Below are 17,945 nucleotides of genomic sequence, written 5' to 3'. Positions count from 1 at the left end.
GCAGCAACACGACAGCACCGGACCGGCACCCCTCACGCAGCAACACAACAGCACCGGACCGGCACGCGTCACGTACCAACACGAGGACACGTATCGGCCGCTCCCGGCCGACGGTGGATCAGCGCACGACCAACCGCGCGCGCTGGGCCGGGACCGTCGGCAGGCCGGACCAGTCCAGGCGCAGGACGGCGAGGTCGTCCGTGTGGCGGCCCGCGTTGCGGATCCGGACCTCGTCGAGGATGCGGTCGAGATGGGTCCCCGCGTCGGTGCCGCCGCACGCGTCCATGATGGCGAGCAACCCCTCGACACCGAGCCGGTCGGCGCTCTGGTCGACATGCCCCTCGACCAGACCGTCCGTGTACAGGTGCAGCGAGCCGGAGGGCGGCAGCGGGACCACGGTGGCCGGCCACTTGTGCAGTCCGGGCGCGATACCGAGAGCCACCCCGTGCTCGATGGCGAGCTCACGCGTGTGCCCGTGGGACGTCAGGAGCGGCGCGTGGTGCCCCGCCAGATGCAGGACGGCGGTCCCCCTGGTGCGGTCCAGGGTGATCAGGGTGCAGGTCGTGAACAGGTCGTCCGCGCTGCGTTCCGCTATGTGCATCTGCTCCAGCAGGTCCAGCAGCTCCGCGCCGCGATGCCCGCCCAGCGTCAGTGAGCGCCATGCGATGCGCAGGCACACGCCGAGCGCTGCCGCGTCCGGGCCGTGACCGCTGACGTCGCCGATGACGGCGTGGACCTGCCCGTCGGAAGTCTCCACCACGTCGAGGAAGTCGCCGCCGAGCAGCGCCTGTTGCCGCCCGGGGAAGTAGCGGCTGGTGGCCACGACCTCCGGGGAACGCAGGATCGGGGCGGGCAGCAGACCCCGCTCCAGGCGGGCGTTCTCCTCCGCGCGCAGCTTGCCCGCCTGGAGGTTGGCGTTGGCCCGTTCCGCCTGCTTGCGGTGCATGGCGTAGCGCACGGCCCGCTGCAGCAGCTCCGGCTCCACCTTGCCCTTGACCAGATAGTCCTGGGCGCCCGCGGCAAGGGCCTCGACACCCGCCTGGGACTCGGCGAGACCGGTGAGCACGATGACCGCCGCGTCCCCGGCCGCCTTCAGGAGAGCGGTGACGGCGCCGACCCCGGACGCGTCGGGCAGGTGCAGGTCGAGCAGGACACAGTCGGCGGGCGCCGCCGCGAGCGTCTCGCGGGCCTCGCCCAGGGTGCGACAGTGCGCCAGTTCGTGGTCGAGGTCGGTGTCGAGCAGCAGCTCCTCGACCAGGAGGGCGTCTCCCGCGTCGTCCTCGACCAGCAGGATGCGGCAGAGTGCTGACGTACCGTCGAACGCTGTCATCGCAGCAGCGATCCTTCGCTGTCGGCCGCCGTCTGGGCGGACGGTTGCAGGGGAAGCGTGAAGCTGATCGAGGTGCCTTCGCCGTCGACGGAGTCGACACCGATGGTGCCGCCGTGGAACTCGACGGTCTTCTTGCACATCGCCAGGCCTATGCCGGTGCCGGGATAGGCCTCGCGGGTGTGCAGCCGCTGGAAGATCACGAAGACCTTCTCGCGGAACTCGGGGGCGATGCCTATGCCGTTGTCCCGTACGGTGAACCGCCACATGTCGCCCTCCTCGCGCACGCTGACGCGGATGCGCGGAGGGCGGCCGGGGGCCCGGAACTTGATGGCGTTGGACAGCAGGTTCTGGAAGAGCAGGCCCAGTTGGCTTGCATCGCCGTACACGGTCGGCAGTTCGTCGTGCTCGATGCGCGCGCCCGATTCCTCCACGGCGACGCTCAGCGCGTCGACGGCGCTGTCGAGACAGTCCTCCAGCGTCACCGACCGCTGGTCGTGGACGCGGCCGACGCGGGAGAACATGAGCAAGTCGTTGATGAGGACCTGCATGCGGTTGGCGCCGTCGACGGCGAACCCGATGTACTGATCGGCCCGTTCGTCCAGTTTGTCGCCGTAGCGCCGCTGGAGGAGCTGGGTGAAGCTGGAGATCTTCCGCAGCGGTTCCTGGAGGTCGTGCGAGGCGACGTACGCGAACTGCTCCAGCTCGGCGTTCGAACGCTTCAGTTCCTCGGCCTGTTGGTCCAGGAGCACGCGCGCCTCCTCGCTGCGCGCCAGCTCCTCCACCAGGCGTACGCGCATCGACTCGACGTCGTGCGCCAGTTGCTGGAGATCGGCGGGTCCGGTCGCGGGCACCTTCCGGTCGAAGCGGCCGCTTCCGACCTCGCGTGCCGCGGCGCCCAGGAGCGTCAGCGGGCCGGTCACCCCGCGCCGCAGCGCGTAGAAGATGACGCACATCATGACGGCGATCACCAGGGCGATGGCGGTGAACAGCCACGTCCGCAGGCGCTGCGCCGTGGACAGGTCGTCGCCCGCGCGCGTGCGCGCGTCCCGCAGGTGATCCTGCTGCCGCGCCAGGGCGTCACGCACCTGGTCGAACAGTCGCTTGCCGTCGGCGGCCCGGTCCGAGGCGACGCGCACCGCGTCCTGGCCGGACGCGGCGGCGATGGGCTGCGCCACTCGCTCCTGCCAGGCCCGCACGTCGGTGCGGACCGTCCGCAGGTCGGCCGCGGCCTCCGTCGACCCGTCGACGAGCCGGTCCAGTGCCTCCAGCGCGGTCGTCTCGGCCGCCTGCCCCTGCGTGTAGGGCTTGAGGAAGTCGCGGCGCCCGCTGAGTCCGTACCCGCGCACGCCGGTCTCCTGGTTCACCAACGCGGCTTCCAGACGTACCGCGCTGATCAGTGCCGGGGTCCGGTTGCGGACCACCTCGTCGGTCAGTCGCGAGGTGGTGGCGAGCGCCCAGGCGCCCAGCGACCCGAGGACCAGCAGCAGCACCCCACTGGTCGCGACCCCGATCGTCAGCCAGCGCCGCGTCGTCCAGCGGGCCGCGCCCGCCGGACCGCGCCGGCTTCTGCCAACGTCCATGCTCCGTGCGCTCCTTCGACCTTCACCAGCCGCGCCGCCACCGGCGACGGCCCCGATACGATACGGCACCCGACAACACATGTTGTCGTCGCATACCGCCTGACGCTACGGTGCGGGCATGCCAGGAAATGATCCGTCAGCACTCCCTGGACATCACGTCTTCGAGGAGCTGGCCGTCCAGGCCGTCCAGGCTCTCGTCGCCGAACTCGAGCCCAGAGTCGGTTACGTCCCCGGTCACGACCACTGTGACGAGGCGCGCCACAGCGCACTGCGCCGGCTGCGCGTACTGACCCACCTTCAGCATGCCGTCTCCGCACTGGAGAGTGAGACAGCCCGTGAAGCCGCCGCCGCAGGCGCCGGTTACCCTCAGATCGGCGAAGCGACACACCTCAGCCGTCAGGGGGCGCGCCGCCGCTGGCCGGGACTCGCCCAGCTACCGGCCCGCCCGTACCCCCCTCACTCCCCCCGGAGCGCAACACCATGATCGCAAGTTCTCGTTCGTACGACGTTCTGCTGGTCGAGGACGACCTGGCCGACGCCCTGCTGATCCAGGACGCGCTCGCCCAGCACAGCACCCGCAACCTCACCCAGGTCGCGGACGGCATAGAGGCACTGGAGCACCTGCGCTCCCCCGACACGCCGCTGCCCGACCTGATCGTGCTGGACCTCAACATGCCCCGGATGAACGGCAGGGAGCTGCTCCGCATCCTCAAGGACGACGCCGATCTGCGCGCCATCCCGGTGGTCGTGCTCACCACCTCGGCCGCTCCGGACGACGTGACCGACGCCTACCACCAGCACGCGAACGCGTACGTCACCAAGCCGGTGAACCTGGAGGACTTCGAAGCGGCCGTACGCAGCATCGACGCGTTCTACCTGGACACGGCCGCCAAGCTGCCCCGCTCCTGACCCTCCGCGGTCGCCGCGGCTCCACCGGCGAAAAGGCGGAGTGAAGGGAACGTGACGGGGCAATGGATGTCGTGGCCCTGCCCCCGAGTTCCCCGGAGCCATCGTGACCACGAGCATCCAGGCCCCCACAGGTCCCGCCGCCGAAGACTCCGGCGCAGCGGGTGCGCCGGATCCTCGGCAGCGGCTGCGGCGGCGCCTGGAGCGGCTGATAGGCATCGCCGCGACCGAGGGGAACGCGCTGACGCCGCTGCGCAACGGTGACGAGATCTTCCCCGCGATGCTGGCCGCCGTACACGGCGCCCGGCACACCGTCGACATGATGACCTTCGTGTACTGGCGGGGCGAGGTGGCCCGCGACTTCGCCCACGCGCTCGCCGCCCGTGCCCGCGCGGGCGTGCGCGTACGGCTGCTGCTCGACGGCTTCGGCAGCCGCACCATCGAGGAGGAGCTGCTCGTCCTGATGGAAGCGGCCGGGGTGGAGGTCGCCTGGTTCCGCAAGCCGTTGCTGCTGTCGCCGTTCAAGCAGAACCACCGGTGTCACCGCAAGGTCCTGGTCGTCGACGAGACGACGGCGTTCACCGGGGGCGTGGGGATCGCGCAGGAATGGTGCGGCGACGCCCGTGGTCCCGGCGAGTGGCGCGATACGCATGTGCAGGTGCGCGGGCCCGCCGTCGACGGCATCTGCGCGGCGTTCGCGCAGAACTGGGCCGAGTGCCACGACGAACTCTTCAACGGCCACGACCGGTTCGTCGAGCACGAGCCGGCCGGTGACGCCGTCGTCCAGGTCGTCCGCGGCTCCGCCAGCATCGGCTGGCAGGACATGCAGACCCTGCTGCGCGTCGTGATCGAGTCCGCGCAGCACCGACTGCGGCTGGCCACCGCCTACTTCTCCCCCGACGACTACTTCGTCGATCTGCTCCGCGCCGCGGCGCGGCGTGGCGTGGCCGTCGAGTTGCTCGTACCGGGCCCGCACACGGACAAGCAGGTGAGCCGGATCGCCGGCCGCCACCACTACGCGCGCCTGCTGGACGCAGGGGTCGTCGTACGCGAGTACCAGCGCACCATGCTGCACTGCAAGGTCGTCACCGTCGACGGGATCGCGGCGCTGGTCGGGTCCACGAACCTCAACCGCCGGTCCCTGGACCACGACGAGGAGGTCATGCTCGCGGTCCTGGACGAGGCTTTCGCCGCCGCGCTCGACGCCGACTACACGCGCGACGTCACGCACAGCATCCGCGTCCGGCCCGACCGCTGGGACCGCAGGCCGTTGGCCTTCCGTGCGGCCGAGCGGACGACCCGGGCGATCCGGCACTTCCTGTGAGCTGCTCCGGGGGCCGGCGCCGGCGGTGCTCAGGGCGGGCCGGGCTCGAAATCCGCTGCGGTCGACTCCCGTTCGCCGGTCGCCTCGCCGATGAGGTACTCGTAGGTGCCCGTGACGGACAGCAGTCGGTCCAGGCGCGCGGAGCGCTCGACGAGGCGCAGGGCCGCTCCCCGTTCGTCGAGCCGGCGCCGCAGCGACAGCAGCACGGACACGCCCATGGAGTCGACGGTGCCCAGCTCCGTGCAGTCCAGGCACAGCGTGCGGACGGCCGGGTGCGTCTCCAGCTCCTGGGCGACGTGCCGCGTCAACTGCTCGCTGGTGTCGTAGTCGAGCGCCCCGGCGACCCGCACGCGCAGCACGCCGTCGCGCAGGCCGAGAGTGGTGACGTTCAGGGCGGCGTAGAGGGTCATGCGGGCTTTCCGGGGCCGGGGACGGTCAGGAGCTTGCGGGCCTCGGCGAGGACGGCCGTGGCGCGGGGGAAGTCGCCCAGCCGTGCCAGCAGGGCGTCCAGCACGGGCAGCAGGCAGCGCGGCGGGACGCCGCGGGCGGCGAGGATGTCGGCGGTCCACACGAGGAACCTGGTGAACAGCCCTGCGTCGTCGACGTACAGGGCGGTGGCGAGGTAGCCGACGATGTGGTCGATGTCCTCGATCGTGCGCTCCAGCTGGTACGCGCTGTAGGCGCGCATCGGCGGGAACGCGTTCTCCACGTCCACGAGGGTCTGCTTGACCAACTGCCGCTTGGTCTGTCTGACCAGGGTGTACTCCTGGTCCTTGAGGTGCGGCAGATCGACGTCGGGCAGCACGGCCTCCGCGACGGAGGGTCGCCTCAGCCCCTGCTCCAACAGGGCGTGCGCGCCACGGGCGTCGGCGGCCCAGGCGGCCCGCATCCGCCGCGCGTACCGCCCTTGCGGGCCGAACGCCGCGCCTCCGGCCATCACCGGCACCCCGGCCGCCTGGCAGGCGCTGATCGCGGCGTGGGCGGTGGGCAGGTGCGTCGGGATCGAGGAGGAGAGCAGGACCGCGTCCGACACCCGGTGGTGCAGGTGGGCGACGAGGTGCTCGGAGGGCACCTGCGCTCCGAGGTAGTCGACGGTCCAGCCGCGCAGCCTGAGCACCTCGGCGACCAGACGGGCGGGCAGCGCGTGCCACTCCCCGTCGACGCAGGCCACCGTCACCCGGCCGCGTGCCGGGTCGGCCGGAGCACCGGCCATCAGGTCGGCGACGGCGGAAATGCAGCGTTCGTTGATCGCTGTCGCCGCGTGCTCCTGCGCGACCGTGATCGTGTTCGCCGCCCAGTGCAGGCCGACCCGTTCCTGCACGGGCGCGATGAGTTCCAGCAGCACCCGCTCGGCGGCGGCCGCCCGCTGCGCGGGCTCGCCCTCGCCGACGGTGGCACGGGCCAGCGCCACGGCCCGCGCGTCGTCGCAGCCGATCGCGGCGCTCCACAACTCCTCGCGCAGCGCACCGTAATCCAGTGCCTCGTCGGTGATGGTCCCGTGTGACGTCATGGTGTGAACCTGCCCCGAGTATGTCCGTCCACCGCCGTCAGATGGCTGGATCGTGGTGCGGTGATCGCCAGGAGCGCCATGTCGTCGTGGGGGCCGTCGCCGACCCACTGGGAGGCCACCATGTGGACGCGCTCGGTGATGGCCTCGGCCGGCAGCCCGGCGCACTCGCTCAGCACGGAACGCAGCCGCTCCTCACCGAACATGCGATCCCCCAGCGGGCCGCCGTGCGCCTCGGTGATGCCGTCCGAGTACAACAGGCAGGTCTCCCCGGGCTGCAGGACCACGGTCGCGGTGCTCACCGTCACCTGGGGCAGCGCCCCGATCAGGGTGCCGCGGGTCCTGGCCTCCTCCACGCTGCCGTCGGCCCGGACGATGAGGGGCGGGGGATGTCCGCCGCTGGTGAGGCGCAGGCGTACCTGCCCGTCCCTGCGCACGGCCGAGGCCAGCACCATCGTCGCGAAGCGTGTGTGGTGCGAGGTGAGCAGCGCGCTGTTGAGCAGGGTCAGTACACGGGCGTGGTCGCCGGCGAAGGGCAGCAGCGCGTGCACGGTGTTGCGGATCTTCCCCGTCAGGACCGCGGCTTCCAGTCCCTTGCCGCACACGTCGCCGAGGACCCCGAACGCCTCGCCGTCCTCGTCGTCCGCGGGATAGACGTCGTAGAAGTCGCCGCCCACCCGCTCGTTCACCGCCGACGGGCGGTAACGGCCGGAGAAGTCGATGCCCTGCACCCGCTGCAGTTTCGGCGGCAGCAGTTCGCGCATCAGGATGCTGGTGATGTGGGTCTGTTCGGCGTAGATCCGGGCGGCCGACAAGGCCGCGCCGGCGCGGGTGGCGAACAGCCGCGCGAAGGTTTCCTCGCTCTCGGTGAACGCGGCTTCCCTGCTGTGCCGCATCAGCACCACGGCGCCCGCGGGCAGCCCGTGTCCGGGCAGAGGGACCACCACCACCGAACCGATCTCGCCCGCGTCCCGGGCGAACCCCTCGGGGATGGCCCAGGACGGCGTCAGCGACGGATCGATCCACCGGGAGGGAACGGGCGGAAAGCCCAGCAACGCCTCGGACAGGCCGGGGAGTTCCTCGACGTCCACGGCGATACGGCTCTGCGTCACACTGCCGTCGGCGATGGCCCAGGTCACCGGGTGGGTCCGGCCGCTGCCGACGCCGACGATGACGGCCGCGTCAGCGAGGTGCTCCGCCGCCAGGGCGGCGGTCACCTCCATGCACCGGTCCACGTTGAGGGACGCCAGGAGTTCGCTGGAGATCTCCTGGAGGAGTCGCGAGCGGGTCCGCTCGCGCTCCAACTGCTCCAGGACCGGCCCCGGCTCGCCGCCGTCGACCAGCCACCAGGTCACCGCGCCGTCCGCGCGGCGGCTCGGCAGGGCGTCCATCGTGCGCTCGCCGAGGCGCCCCCAGGCTCCCGCGGGCACGCCGTCGTCCCTGTGCAGGAGGAAGTCGCTGTGCGCGTCGGACAGCCAGGCGGGCGCCGCGTCCACGAGGAGCGTGCCCGCGCCGGCGCCGCCGAGCAGGACTCCGGCGCGGTCGTCGCAGGACAGGATGCGGCCGCCGGGGTCCACGGTCAGTGTCGGATACGGCACACGCGAACGGGCCTGTGTGACGTTTCGGGAACTCGTCGGCTCCATGGAGGAGACCATCGCGTGGGGCCCGGCAGAAGCGGACCCCCACCACCCTTCACTGAAAGTCTGGGGAAGCAACCGGCACGTGGATCAACGGGCTTGTCCCGCTCAGGGCACGGCCGGAACCCTAACTGTTTCCATGAGGCAACAGTTTCACGTCCGGGCCCGTTCCGGCAACCACCCCTCCCTCAGCCGGACGACTCCCGGCCGAACCAGTCCAGGCACACCACCAGGGCGTCGTCGTCGGCGTGGGCGTCGAGATGCACCACGAGTTCCTGCAGAATCGCGCGGGGCACGGCGGACGCCGGAAGCAGACTCGCGGACCGTATGGCGCGGGCCAGCATCTTCTCCCCGTACGCCTCGCCGGACGCGGACAGGGCGTCGTAGACACCGTCGCTGACGAAGAACAGCCGGTCGCCGGGCAGCACCTCAAACTCCTGCGCGACGTAGTCCGTCTCCTCGAACATGCCCAGCGGCAGCTGCGCCTCGAAGGGGATCTGCTCGATCTCCCTGCCCCGCTGGAGCCACAGCTGGGGCGATCCCGCGTCCACGGCCAGCACGCGTCCGGACGCCAGGTCGAAGGAGAGCAGCAGCGTCGAGACGTACTGGCTGCCACCGTACTGCGCGTGCAGGGCCTGGTCGGCCAGGGCCGCCTGGTCGGCGATGCCGATGCCGGCCCGGCGGGCGTTGCGCAGGGCGTTGACGGCGAGGTTGGTCAGGAGCGACGCCTCGATGCCCTCCCCCATGCCGTTCGTGATGGTGAGGGTGAGGTTCTCGCTGGTCGCGGCCCAGTCGAAGTTGTCGCCGTGGATGGCGTAGGCGGGTTCCAACTGGGCGCCGATGGCGTACTCGTCGCGGGTGTAGCCGCGCCCCGGCAGCAGTTGCCACTGCATCTCGGCGGCGAGGGTGAGCCGGCCGGCCCGGCGGGCCTGCAGATAGACGTCGGTGTCCCGGTCCGCGACCACGATCTCGTGGGCGAGGATCTCGGCGAGAGCGCCGAGTTCCTGGAGGTCCTGTGACGTTGTTCGCTCTTCCGGCACGCGGACCCTGAGGATCCCGAGCCGGTCGCCGCGCACGGTCATCGGGAGGAACAGGTCGACCGCTCCCCCGTCCTCGACCGGGCGGCGCTGCGGCTCCTGGCCGGCGAAGGCGCGGCCCGCCGGTCCCGCGTCCACGGGTTGCGGTTCGGCGGTGTGCGGCAGATCGGTCACCGGCTGCAGGACGGTGAGGCCGTAGTCGGCCAGCAGCAGATCGGCGCCCAGGGCGTCGTAGTGCTCGGCCAGCGCCGCCCGCACCGCGTCCAGGAGCCCGAACGGAGCGGCACCGCGGACAGCGCGTTCCGCGGCAGGGAAATGAGTCACAGCAGCCTTCTTCGATGAACAGGCCGACTGCCGGGTTGGACGCCAGAACGGGCTTTGGCGCCGCTGGATCACCCGCCGCCAAGGAGATCTCCCCTGGCCGTGCGGGTAGTTCGCCGGGCCGACCGCGACCACGATCCCTGCGCTGCGCCGATGAGCCGGGCGGGAACGTCAAAGCACCACAAATGTTGCCGTGCGGCAAACTATGCGGAGATTCTATCCCGCTCCCGGGACAAAGAGGCAGCCTCCGTACTCTTCGCCGGAACGGGGCCCGTCGAGGGCTGAGTGCGGTCGGCTACCTGGGGTCGCAGGCGGTCAGGCGACGGTGCCCGACGGCCCTTCGGCGTCCTCGGGAACCGCGTGCAGGCCGATGTGGCCCGTGGCCGCGCGCTCGAACTGCTCCAGCCCTTCGGCCAGGGTGCGCAGATGCGCGGGGACCATGGTCTCCAGGACGACGGCGATCTCCCGCGCGCGCGACGCACGGAAGTCCTCGAGGACGACCGCGCCGCGACGGCTCAGCCGCAGCTCGACCTCGCGGCGGCTGGTGCTGCTGGCGAGCCGCTCGACCAGTCCGGCGGCCTCCAGCCGGTCACAGAGCCGGCTCACCGACGACGGCCTGGACCCCAGCGCCTCGCCCAGGGTCCGCTGGTTGACCCGCTGCCGCTCCTCGATCACCGCCAGCGCACGGAACTGCGACGGCGGGAGGGGCCCGGCCGCCGCCTCCTGGGCGCGCCCGTAGAGCACGTCGAGCAGCTCCGAGACATGGCACGCCAACTCGGCCACGTACTCGGGGGTGTGGCGGGGCAGCCCCTGGGGCATCCCAGTACCTTCCGTCAGAAAGCGCCGTCGACTGACCAAGAGGGTACCTCCGTCCGGCAACCCCGCCAGGCCCCGGCCGCACAGGAATGCCGGACTCCGCCCCGCGCATCCTCTGACCGGCACCGGCCCGCGCCAGCCCTGACCGGTACCGATCGGCGCGACACCGGCCCGGAGACGGGTTCCGGCGGCGGCGGGGCCGCCGCTAGGGTCGACGGCAAGCGCTTTCTGTCCGTGTGACGCGAGCGAGTCCAGGACCGAGGAAGGACGACGTGCCGAACGAAACCACCCGAGGGCCGCTGCCGACGGGCCCCCACCGGTTCGACTACTCCCCCTGGCTCTTCCGGTCCGACGCCGACGAGGCGGACCGTGCCCGGCAGCGGGAGATCCAGGACCGGATGACCGCGGCCCGGCCCGAGCACACGGTCGGCGAGCAGTGCTTCGTCTCCGAACTGGCCAGCGTGGACAACGACACGCTGCACCTGGGCGACCGCTCGTACATCGCGGCCGGGGCCTATCTGACGGGGTCCCGACGCCCTGCCCTACCGGCCCCGAGGCGTGCACCGCCCCGAACCGCACCCCTCGGGCGCACCGGTGCCGGTGACCGGTCGTCCCTACGACCACCGCAGCCGTCGGGGGAGTTGAGACCGAGCACCTGTCACACGGACTCCGGCGGCGCCGCGGGCCCCCAGGGCGCGGATCCCGACCCCTCGGCCCACGCCCGCAGCACCGCGCCGTCCACGCAGTGGATGCCGCACCCCGCCGCGTACTCCTGCGCCGGCGCCGTGAAGCTGCTCGTCGTCACGACGACGGGGAGCTGCGCGCCATGCACCGACCAGCAGGTTCCGCCGAAACGCTGGAGGTCCTGGGAGCCCACCTTGTGGTCGGGGGCGTACCGCTTGCACTGCACGACGACCCGGCGGCCGTCCGGCGCGACGGCGATCACGTCGGCGCCCAGGTCCCCGGCGCCGCCGACGACGCTCACGTCACGGCAGCCGTCACGTTCGCACAGGGCGGCGACGGCCGCCTCGAAGGCGTCCGGGTCGAGGTCCATGAAGTCAGGCCGCTGCGGGGCGAGTTCGACGGTCAGGCCGTCGTGCACCGGCTCCGTCCCGAAGGGCGCGGCCGGCACCTCGACCGGCGCTCCGGCCGGGACCGGTGCCAGGTCCCGGTCGACCGCGGCCATCCCGGCGCGGGCCGCGCGGCGCAGTTCACGCCCCCGCGGCATCGCCCGCCCCAGGACGTAGAACACCGGCACGGTCAGCGCGATGAGCAGACCTGCCGTGTACGGCCGCGTCCCGGCCCAGTGGGCGAAGCGCACGAAGAGCAGGACACCGGCGCAGCACACGGAGCCGATCAGCGCGAAGGCGACCACGAGGCCGGACAGTCCGCCGCCGCCCGCGGTGGCGGGGGCGGCGCCCTCGGCCATCGGGCTCGCACCGGTCTGCGCGTCGGTCCGGCGTATCGCCATGGGTGTCTCCTTCGTCCGTGCACAACCTTGTGGCGGACACATGCCCCGAGAAGCGCAGACCATGATCGACTACGGGCGTTCGCGCGGCGCGGAGGGTTCGGTGGCTCCGCGCGGCGGGCTCACGAAACCGGGACCCGCGTCGCGCAGCGCCGCGTCCATGGTGCGCAGCCGTCGGATGTTCAACCGGCTCATGTACTGCATCCAGGAGAGGAACACCACGGTCAGCACGGCGAATCCGACGGTCTGACGGACGCCCGCGGTCAGGCCCGTCAGCACGGTGATGCCCACGAACATGACGGCCAGGAAGACGAGGGCGCCCTTGCGGTGCCGCGTGCGGTGCAGGCGCTGGTCGACCAGATCGCGCATCGCCCGTCGTTCCCCTGGATCGGTGGGTGCCTCTCCGGTGCGCAGCCGCTGGTCGAGGGAGACCAGGCCGTCCGTGCCTCCAGCGGCGCGTCTCTCCTTGCGGCGCACTGCCAGCACGACGGCGCACGCGCCGACGGAGGTGAAGGCGGTACGGATCAGGACGGCGCCGAACGGGCCCTGCGGGTAGATGAGTTGGACCAGTACGGCGCCGGCGAGCACCGACAGCGCGAGCTGGGCCCAGATGTGTCGGGTGAGGAAGGCGTTGACCCGTTCCACGAGCGGTCTCCTCTGTCCGGTGACGGGGCATCCGCGTACCCCGCCCCTCGGTGCACAAGACCGTCGCGCGGGCGCAGGAAACGGAGACCCGCCCTCCGACGCACTCCTGGTCCGCCCTCGGTTCAGGAGTCGGAGCGCTCCGCGTTGAGGGCGGCGACGGCGCCCTGGGCGTCGCCGATCGTGGCGTAGTCGACGGCGACGAAGGTGACCGGGTGGCCCCGCTCGCTCTCGCACCGGTGCGCCCGGTCCAGCAGGAACGTCCGGGCGTTGACCGTGCCCGCGTCGATACGGCTGCCGCCGTTGTCGGTGATGAAGTGATTGAGCAGGAACAGCTGTCTGCCGGTGCCGCCGCGGTGCGGGGTGCAGTTCATCGCGCCCGGTGAGCGGAAGGCGAACGGCGTCTCCATGGCGTAGCGGTAGAAGTTCCGGTACCAGGCGGCGGGGCCGTCGGCCTCCTCGGCGAAGACGACGAGCCGCCGACCGCCGTCGATCATCTGTCCCAGGGTGGGCCAGGGGTGGTCGGGGTCGTCGTCGGGGGTGTACAGCAGCTTGTCCAGGCCCGCCTCGTGGAAGGCCTTTTCGGTGTCGGCGCCGGTGATCGCGTCCTGCACGATCAGCGTGAGCACTTCCGTGGGGTTCTGCCGCATCCAGGCGCCGATCTCCCGCAGCTGCGGCACGAGTTCGACGGCGCCGGCCCGGCACACGGCGTGGCACAGCCACAGTCCGTCGCGGGGCGGGTTGATCGTGTTGACGGCGCGCCGGACGAGTTCCTTCTGCTCGGCCGTGAAGTCGGAGGCGTCGAGGCGCGCGGTGATCTCCTCGGGGCGTTCCCACCGGTAGGTGTCGAGCTGCAGGGCGCGTGCGCCGTCGTTCAGTTGGGCGGTGATGCTCGGGTCCTGGAGCGGGCCGATGAACCGGTCGACGGTCGTCGACATCGCGTTGTGCGTGGTCAGATAGGCCACTTCGTCGTACGGGCGCCCGCACAGTGCGGTGCTGCCCTGGCAGCGACGCGGGGCGGACCCGGCGGTGACCAGCGGGGTCACGACGATGCCGGTGACGGCGAGGGCCGCGGCCGCGAGGCCGATGCCCCGGATGCGCCAGGCGGGGATCTGCCGGGCGCGCCGCTCGTCGAGCACGCGGCCCACGACCAGGAGCGCCGCGGCGACGACCACGGCGACCAGGGCGGTGAGCAGCGTGGTGCGGATCAGCATGCCGTGGGCGCGGGCCTGCACGTCGTCCACGAGCCGGTTCAGGGACGGCGGCCAGGAGCCGGAGGGGGTGATGACCCGTCCGTCGCCGAGCAGTTCCCCGATGCCGACGGCCACGGCGACCAGTAGGGCGCCGCCGAGCAGTGGCCAGGCCAGGGCCGTCGCTCTGCTCCCCGGCTCCGGCGGGCCGGTGACCCACAGGGCGAGCAGGCACAGGAGGAGGGCCACCGCGGCCAGTACTTCCACCAGGCCGACGCCGGTCGCCGTGTAGGGCCGGACGTCGTGCACGGCGCGCAGGTCGTTGCCGGACGCGGCGAGCGCCGGGGCGGGGTCCCAGGTGCCGCCGTCGAGGATCTGCCGCAGGTGCTGCAGGGCCGAGCCGGAGCGGTCGGTGGAGGCCTGCGCGGCGACGGCCGCGAGGGCGGTGCCCACGTCTCCGTCGGCCAGCGCGGTCTCGATCTCGGGGCGCAGCGCCGCGCGCCGGTCCTCGGGCACGGCCGCGAGGAGCGCGACGGTGACGGTCTGCGTCTGGCTCTCGGTGAGCGTCAGAGTGGGGACGCCTTCGGGCGCGCGCCCGGCGGCGAGCTCGCGCACGGCGTCCGACAGGTCGGCGGCGAACCGTGCGAAGTCCGGTTCGGGCTGGTTCTGCACTCCGGCCACCAGGTCGCCGAGGTAGACCTGGGCGAGGTCGTCCAGGTTGGCCAGGACGGGACGCAGGTCGACGGTGAGGTCCAGGTCGGGCCGGCTGCCGTTGAGGTAGCCGACGGTGGCGTCGATCTGCTGCCGGGCCAGCGCCCGGACCGTGTCGGGCGGCAGGACGAGTTTGATGTTGGAGGTCACCTGCGCCTCGGGGATCGGCAGCTGGGCGAGCAGTTGCCGGGTCACGGGCGCCGTCCGGGGGTCGACGAGGACTTCGTCGTAGAGCCGGTTGTAGGCGCGCTCCCGGTCGAGGGCGGAGGCGTAGAAGCCGGGGTCGAGCAGGGTGGCGCGCAGGCTCGCGGCCGCGACGAGGCAGAAGGTGGCGAGGGCCGCGAGGACGAAGGCCGCCGCACGGAGCAGCCGGCGCGCAACCGTCCCCCGTGTCCCGGCCGTCGTCATGGGGCCTCTCCTTCCGCCGGGCGGGCCGCGGCGCACGTGCCCGCTCCCCCGATCATGCTGCCTGCGGCCCCTGTCCGCGCCCCGGGCGGGCCGACTTCACGGTGCGGGGCGGCGGGTCACGTCTGCTTCTCCCGGGTCCAGGCGAGCAGCCGGTCGACAGGCCAGGTGGTCACGACCCGGTCGTCCGGCACTGCGCACTCCTCCGCCCGTGCGCAGCCGATCTGCTGCCAGTCGAGCTGTCCGGGCGCGTGCGCGTCGGTGTCCACGGCGAAGAGGGTGCCTGCGGCGACGGCGCGCCGCAGGAGTCGGCGCGGCGGGTCGAGCCGCTCGGGGCGGCTGTTGATCTCGACGGCGGTGCCCGCCTCGGCGCACGCCGCGAACACCGTGTCGGCGTCGAACTCCGACTCGGGCCTGCCGCGCCCGGTCACCAGCCGTCCGGTGCAGTGGCCGAGGACGTCGGCCCGGGGGTCGGTGACGGCGGCCACCAGGCGCCGGGTCATCGCCCGCGCCTCCATCCGCAGTTTGGAGTGGACCGACACGACGACCACGTCGAGGCGGTCGAGCAGTTCCGGTTCCTGGTCGAGGGAGCCGTCGTCGAGGATGTCGCACTCGATCCCGGTCAGCAGCCGGAACGGCGCCCAGCGCCGGTTCAGTTCCGCGACCACGTCGAGCTGGTCGCGCAGCCGCTCGGCGGACAGGCCCCTGGCCACGGTCAGGCGCGGCGAGTGGTCGGTGAGCACGGCCCACTCGTGGCCCAGGTCGCGGGCGGCGCGGCCCATCTCCTCGATGGTGCTGCCGCCGTCGGACCAGTCGGAGTGCAGATGACAGTCGCCGCGCAGCAGCGCTCGCAGCCGGGCCCCCGCGTCGCCGGCCACGAGCGGGGTGCCGGCCCGTTCCTCCAGCCCTTCCAGGTACGCCGGTACGCGCCCGGCCAGAGCGTCGCGGACGACGCCCGCCGTCTTGGGGCCGATCCCTCTGAGGGACTCCAGCGTGCCGTTCGCCGCTCTGGCCGCCGTCTCTGCCTCCGGAAGATCCGCGAGTACGGCGGCGGCGGTGCGAAAGGCGCGGACGCGGTAGGTCGGGGCGCGGTCGCGCTCCAGCAGGAACGCGATGCGGCGCAGCGCGTCGACCGGATCCATCTGATGATCTCCCTCAGGGCCCGCGGGTGCCGCTCCCGGCTCCCGCGTCGTCCTTCCAGCGTCACGCAGGTCTCCCCGGCAGGCATCTCGCGCCGTCGCGCGCGCGGGTTGTCAGTGCCCTGCCCTAGCGTCGCGCGCATGACCGAGCCCTCCTTTCTGACCGCTGTCCGGGAGTCGTACGACACGGTCGCCACCGTGTACGTCGAACGCGTCCCGCCGCCGGCCGCGTTGGACCCGCTGTCCCGCGCGATGCTGGCGGGGTTCGCCGAGCACGTGCGGACCGCCGGCCTTGGCCCGGTCGCGGATCTGGGGTGCGGCCCCGGCCGCATCACGGCGTACCTGGCCGGCTTCGGCGTCACCGCCTTCGGCGTCGATCTGTCGCCGAAGATGATCGAGCTGGCCCGTCACGCCCATCCGGAGCTGCGTTTCACCGAGGGGGCGATGTCGGCTCTGGACACGGCGGACGGTGCGCTCGGCGGCATCCTGGCCTGGTACTCCACCCATCACACGCCGCCGCGGTGGCTGCCGCAGGTGTTCGCCGAGTTCCACCGCACGCTGGCACCGGGCGGGTTCCTGCTCTGGGGGGACTACGTCGGCGACGAGCGGCTGCGGCCGACCAGCGGCTACGGACTGCCGGTGTCCTACGAGTCTCATCTGCTGCCCCTGGACCGCGTGGCCGCGCTGCTGGGCCGGGCGGGGTTCGTCGTCAGCGCGCGGCTGGAGCAGGAGCCGGGCGGTCTTGTGCACCGACCGCGCGCCTGCCTCCTGGCCCGTAAGCCCGAGCGGCAGCCCGAAGCATCTGGGCAAGACTAGGGCGTGTTTCGAAAGTCCCGTCGTCCGCCCGAAGGGCGGGCCCCGCGGCGTCTGGTGCGTGCGATCGCAAGGCGCCGGAGCGTCCTCATAGCGGAGCTATTCGGGCGTTTCGGCAACGCCGCAGGGGGTCCCCCCCCCCCGGCCGAAGGCTGGGGGAGTGCGTGCCAGGCGCCGCGGGGCAGGCGGGACTTTCGAAACACGCCCTAGGGGCTGTCCGGCGCGTGGGCCACGATCGACAGGGCTTCGTAGACGACGGTGGAACTCATGGACAGGCCCCGGCAGGTCAGTTGTCGTGGCGGGGTCCGGTGGGCGCGTACGTCGACGTCGTACTCCGGCGAGCGGGGCGTCGGGCCGGTGACGCGGACGCGCCAGCGGTCGCCGTCGCGCGTGGTCTCCCGGATCGCGTAGTGGTGCCGTCCCGCGGGTCCGAAGCGGCTGAGGACGGCGGCCACCGCGACCTGCTGGGGCGGGAAGAGATCGGTGTAGCCACGCAGGTGGTCGGCGTGCACACGGTCGGCCAGGTGTTCCGCGACTGCGAGGACGGCGGAGGCCGCGTCGAGGTTGCCGTAGTAGACGCCGTCGGGCACGACGACGACGTTGGCGGCGAACCGGTCGCCGCCCACGTGCGTGCACTCCCACACCAGTTCCGGCCAGCGCTCGCTCAGGGCGCGTCCCACGGGCCGCCCGCGCACGGCGCAGCAGGCGTCGTGGAGACCGTGGGCGCAGACCAGGACGACGGGTGGGCCCGCCGGATCACCGGGGGCGGCGAGGGCGGCGACGATGCCGGCGAGATCCTCGTCGCGCCGCCAGGTGCCCCAGGTCTGCCGGTGCGCTCCGTCGGCCGCGTACCGCAGGACGGCCCATCGCTGCGGCCCGTCGGGCCTGCGGCGCCCGTGGCGTCGGACGAGCAGGATCCGGGCCCGCAGGGCCTGTGCCGCGGTGAAGACGTGGCGTTTGGTCTCCGGTTCGAGGGGGAGGCCGTCGAAGCCGTTGGGCGGCCAGCCCCCTCGGTACTCGACGAGGATCCAGGTCGAACCGTAGGGGGCGGTGCCCGCCGGCGGGTCGTTGCGCAGGCGGGCGGCGTCGGCGCAGAAGAACCGTGCTGCCGCGCTCATG

The 17,945-nt window shown here is 72.4% G+C and carries 16 protein-coding genes; 3 read left to right on the top strand and 13 right to left on the bottom strand.

All coding sequences use genetic code 11. The annotated features are described in order from the left end of the window. Window positions 1–118: 118 nt before the first annotated feature. The 3 genes from J3486_RS03950 to J3486_RS03940 form a co-directional block, all read right to left on the bottom strand. Entirely contained in the window at window positions 119–1,330 is a 1,212-nt protein-coding gene (locus J3486_RS03950; protein WP_207818495.1) for a PP2C family protein-serine/threonine phosphatase, read from the bottom strand. After that, window positions 1,327–2,910, bottom strand: a complete 1,584-nt coding sequence (locus tag J3486_RS03945; RefSeq protein WP_207818494.1) for an ATP-binding protein — start codon at window positions 2,908–2,910, stop codon at window positions 1,327–1,329. Before J3486_RS03945 ends, J3486_RS03950 begins: the two co-directional genes overlap by 4 nt. A 136-nt stretch (window positions 2,911–3,046) precedes the next feature. Then, entirely contained in the window at window positions 3,047–3,214 is a 168-nt protein-coding gene (locus J3486_RS03940; protein WP_207818493.1) for a hypothetical protein, read from the bottom strand. 176 nt (window positions 3,215–3,390) lie between these two features. Between J3486_RS03940 and J3486_RS03935 the strand changes: the two genes are divergently transcribed. Continuing rightward, the gene (locus J3486_RS03935) at window positions 3,391–3,819 is read left to right on the top strand and encodes a response regulator (protein WP_207818492.1); all 429 of its coding nucleotides are present in this window, start codon (window positions 3,391–3,393) and stop codon (window positions 3,817–3,819) included. Between the two features lie 103 nt (window positions 3,820–3,922). Next, entirely contained in the window at window positions 3,923–5,140 is a 1,218-nt protein-coding gene (locus J3486_RS03930; protein WP_207818491.1) for a phospholipase D-like domain-containing protein, read from the top strand. A 29-nt stretch (window positions 5,141–5,169) separates the two neighbouring features. Here J3486_RS03930 and J3486_RS03925 read toward each other — a convergent pair whose 3' ends face one another. The 9 genes from J3486_RS03925 to J3486_RS03885 form a co-directional block, all read right to left on the bottom strand. Continuing rightward, window positions 5,170–5,550, bottom strand: a complete 381-nt coding sequence (locus J3486_RS03925; RefSeq protein ID WP_207818490.1) for an STAS domain-containing protein — start codon at window positions 5,548–5,550, stop codon at window positions 5,170–5,172. After that, window positions 5,547–6,650, bottom strand: a complete 1,104-nt coding sequence (locus tag J3486_RS03920) for a B12-binding domain-containing protein (protein ID WP_207818489.1) — start codon at window positions 6,648–6,650, stop codon at window positions 5,547–5,549. Before J3486_RS03920 ends, J3486_RS03925 begins: the two co-directional genes overlap by 4 nt. After that, window positions 6,647–8,290: a PP2C family protein-serine/threonine phosphatase gene (locus J3486_RS03915; RefSeq protein ID WP_229377382.1), complete on the bottom strand. Its 1,644-nt coding sequence runs from the start codon at window positions 8,288–8,290 to the stop codon at window positions 6,647–6,649. Before J3486_RS03915 ends, J3486_RS03920 begins: the two co-directional genes overlap by 4 nt. Window positions 8,291–8,472: 182 nt before the next feature. Further along, a complete protein-coding gene (locus tag J3486_RS03910) occupies window positions 8,473–9,645 on the bottom strand; it encodes a PP2C family protein-serine/threonine phosphatase (RefSeq protein ID WP_207818487.1) in 1,173 nt (390 codons plus the stop codon). A 312-nt stretch (window positions 9,646–9,957) separates the two neighbouring features. Further along, window positions 9,958–10,461 carry a MarR family winged helix-turn-helix transcriptional regulator gene (locus J3486_RS03905; protein WP_207818486.1) on the bottom strand — a complete coding sequence of 168 codons (504 nt, stop codon included), beginning with the start codon at window positions 10,459–10,461 and terminating at the stop codon, window positions 9,958–9,960. A gap of 655 nt (window positions 10,462–11,116) precedes the next feature. Further along, a complete protein-coding gene (locus J3486_RS03900) occupies window positions 11,117–11,887 on the bottom strand; it encodes a restriction endonuclease (protein WP_207818946.1) in 771 nt (256 codons plus the stop codon). A 111-nt stretch (window positions 11,888–11,998) separates the two neighbouring features. After that, entirely contained in the window at window positions 11,999–12,571 is a 573-nt protein-coding gene (locus J3486_RS03895) for a hypothetical protein (RefSeq protein WP_207818485.1), read from the bottom strand. A gap of 122 nt (window positions 12,572–12,693) precedes the next feature. Further along, window positions 12,694–14,877: a hypothetical protein gene (locus tag J3486_RS03890; protein WP_207818484.1), complete on the bottom strand. Its 2,184-nt coding sequence runs from the start codon at window positions 14,875–14,877 to the stop codon at window positions 12,694–12,696. Window positions 14,878–14,993: 116 nt separating this feature from the next. Next, window positions 14,994–16,016: a PHP domain-containing protein gene (locus J3486_RS03885; protein WP_207818483.1), complete on the bottom strand. Its 1,023-nt coding sequence runs from the start codon at window positions 16,014–16,016 to the stop codon at window positions 14,994–14,996. Between the two features lie 138 nt (window positions 16,017–16,154). On the opposite strand from J3486_RS03885, the gene J3486_RS03880 reads away from it, so the two are divergent. Further along, window positions 16,155–16,829, top strand: coding sequence for a class I SAM-dependent methyltransferase (locus tag J3486_RS03880; protein ID WP_207818482.1), 675 nt, complete (start codon window positions 16,155–16,157; stop codon window positions 16,827–16,829). A 203-nt stretch (window positions 16,830–17,032) separates the two neighbouring features. Here the strand turns inward: J3486_RS03880 and J3486_RS03875 are convergent, their stop codons facing one another. Beyond that, window positions 17,033–17,944, bottom strand: a complete 912-nt coding sequence (locus J3486_RS03875; protein ID WP_207818481.1) for a sucrase ferredoxin — start codon at window positions 17,942–17,944, stop codon at window positions 17,033–17,035. Window position 17,945 lies beyond the last annotated feature (1 nt).

Source organism: Streptomyces sp. VRA16 Mangrove soil, from assembly GCF_017377775.1.
Taxonomy (GTDB): Bacteria; Actinomycetota; Actinomycetes; order Streptomycetales; family Streptomycetaceae; genus Streptomyces.
The sequence above is the reverse complement of the archived record's forward strand: the minus strand, read 5'-3'. Positions and strand labels throughout refer to the sequence as shown.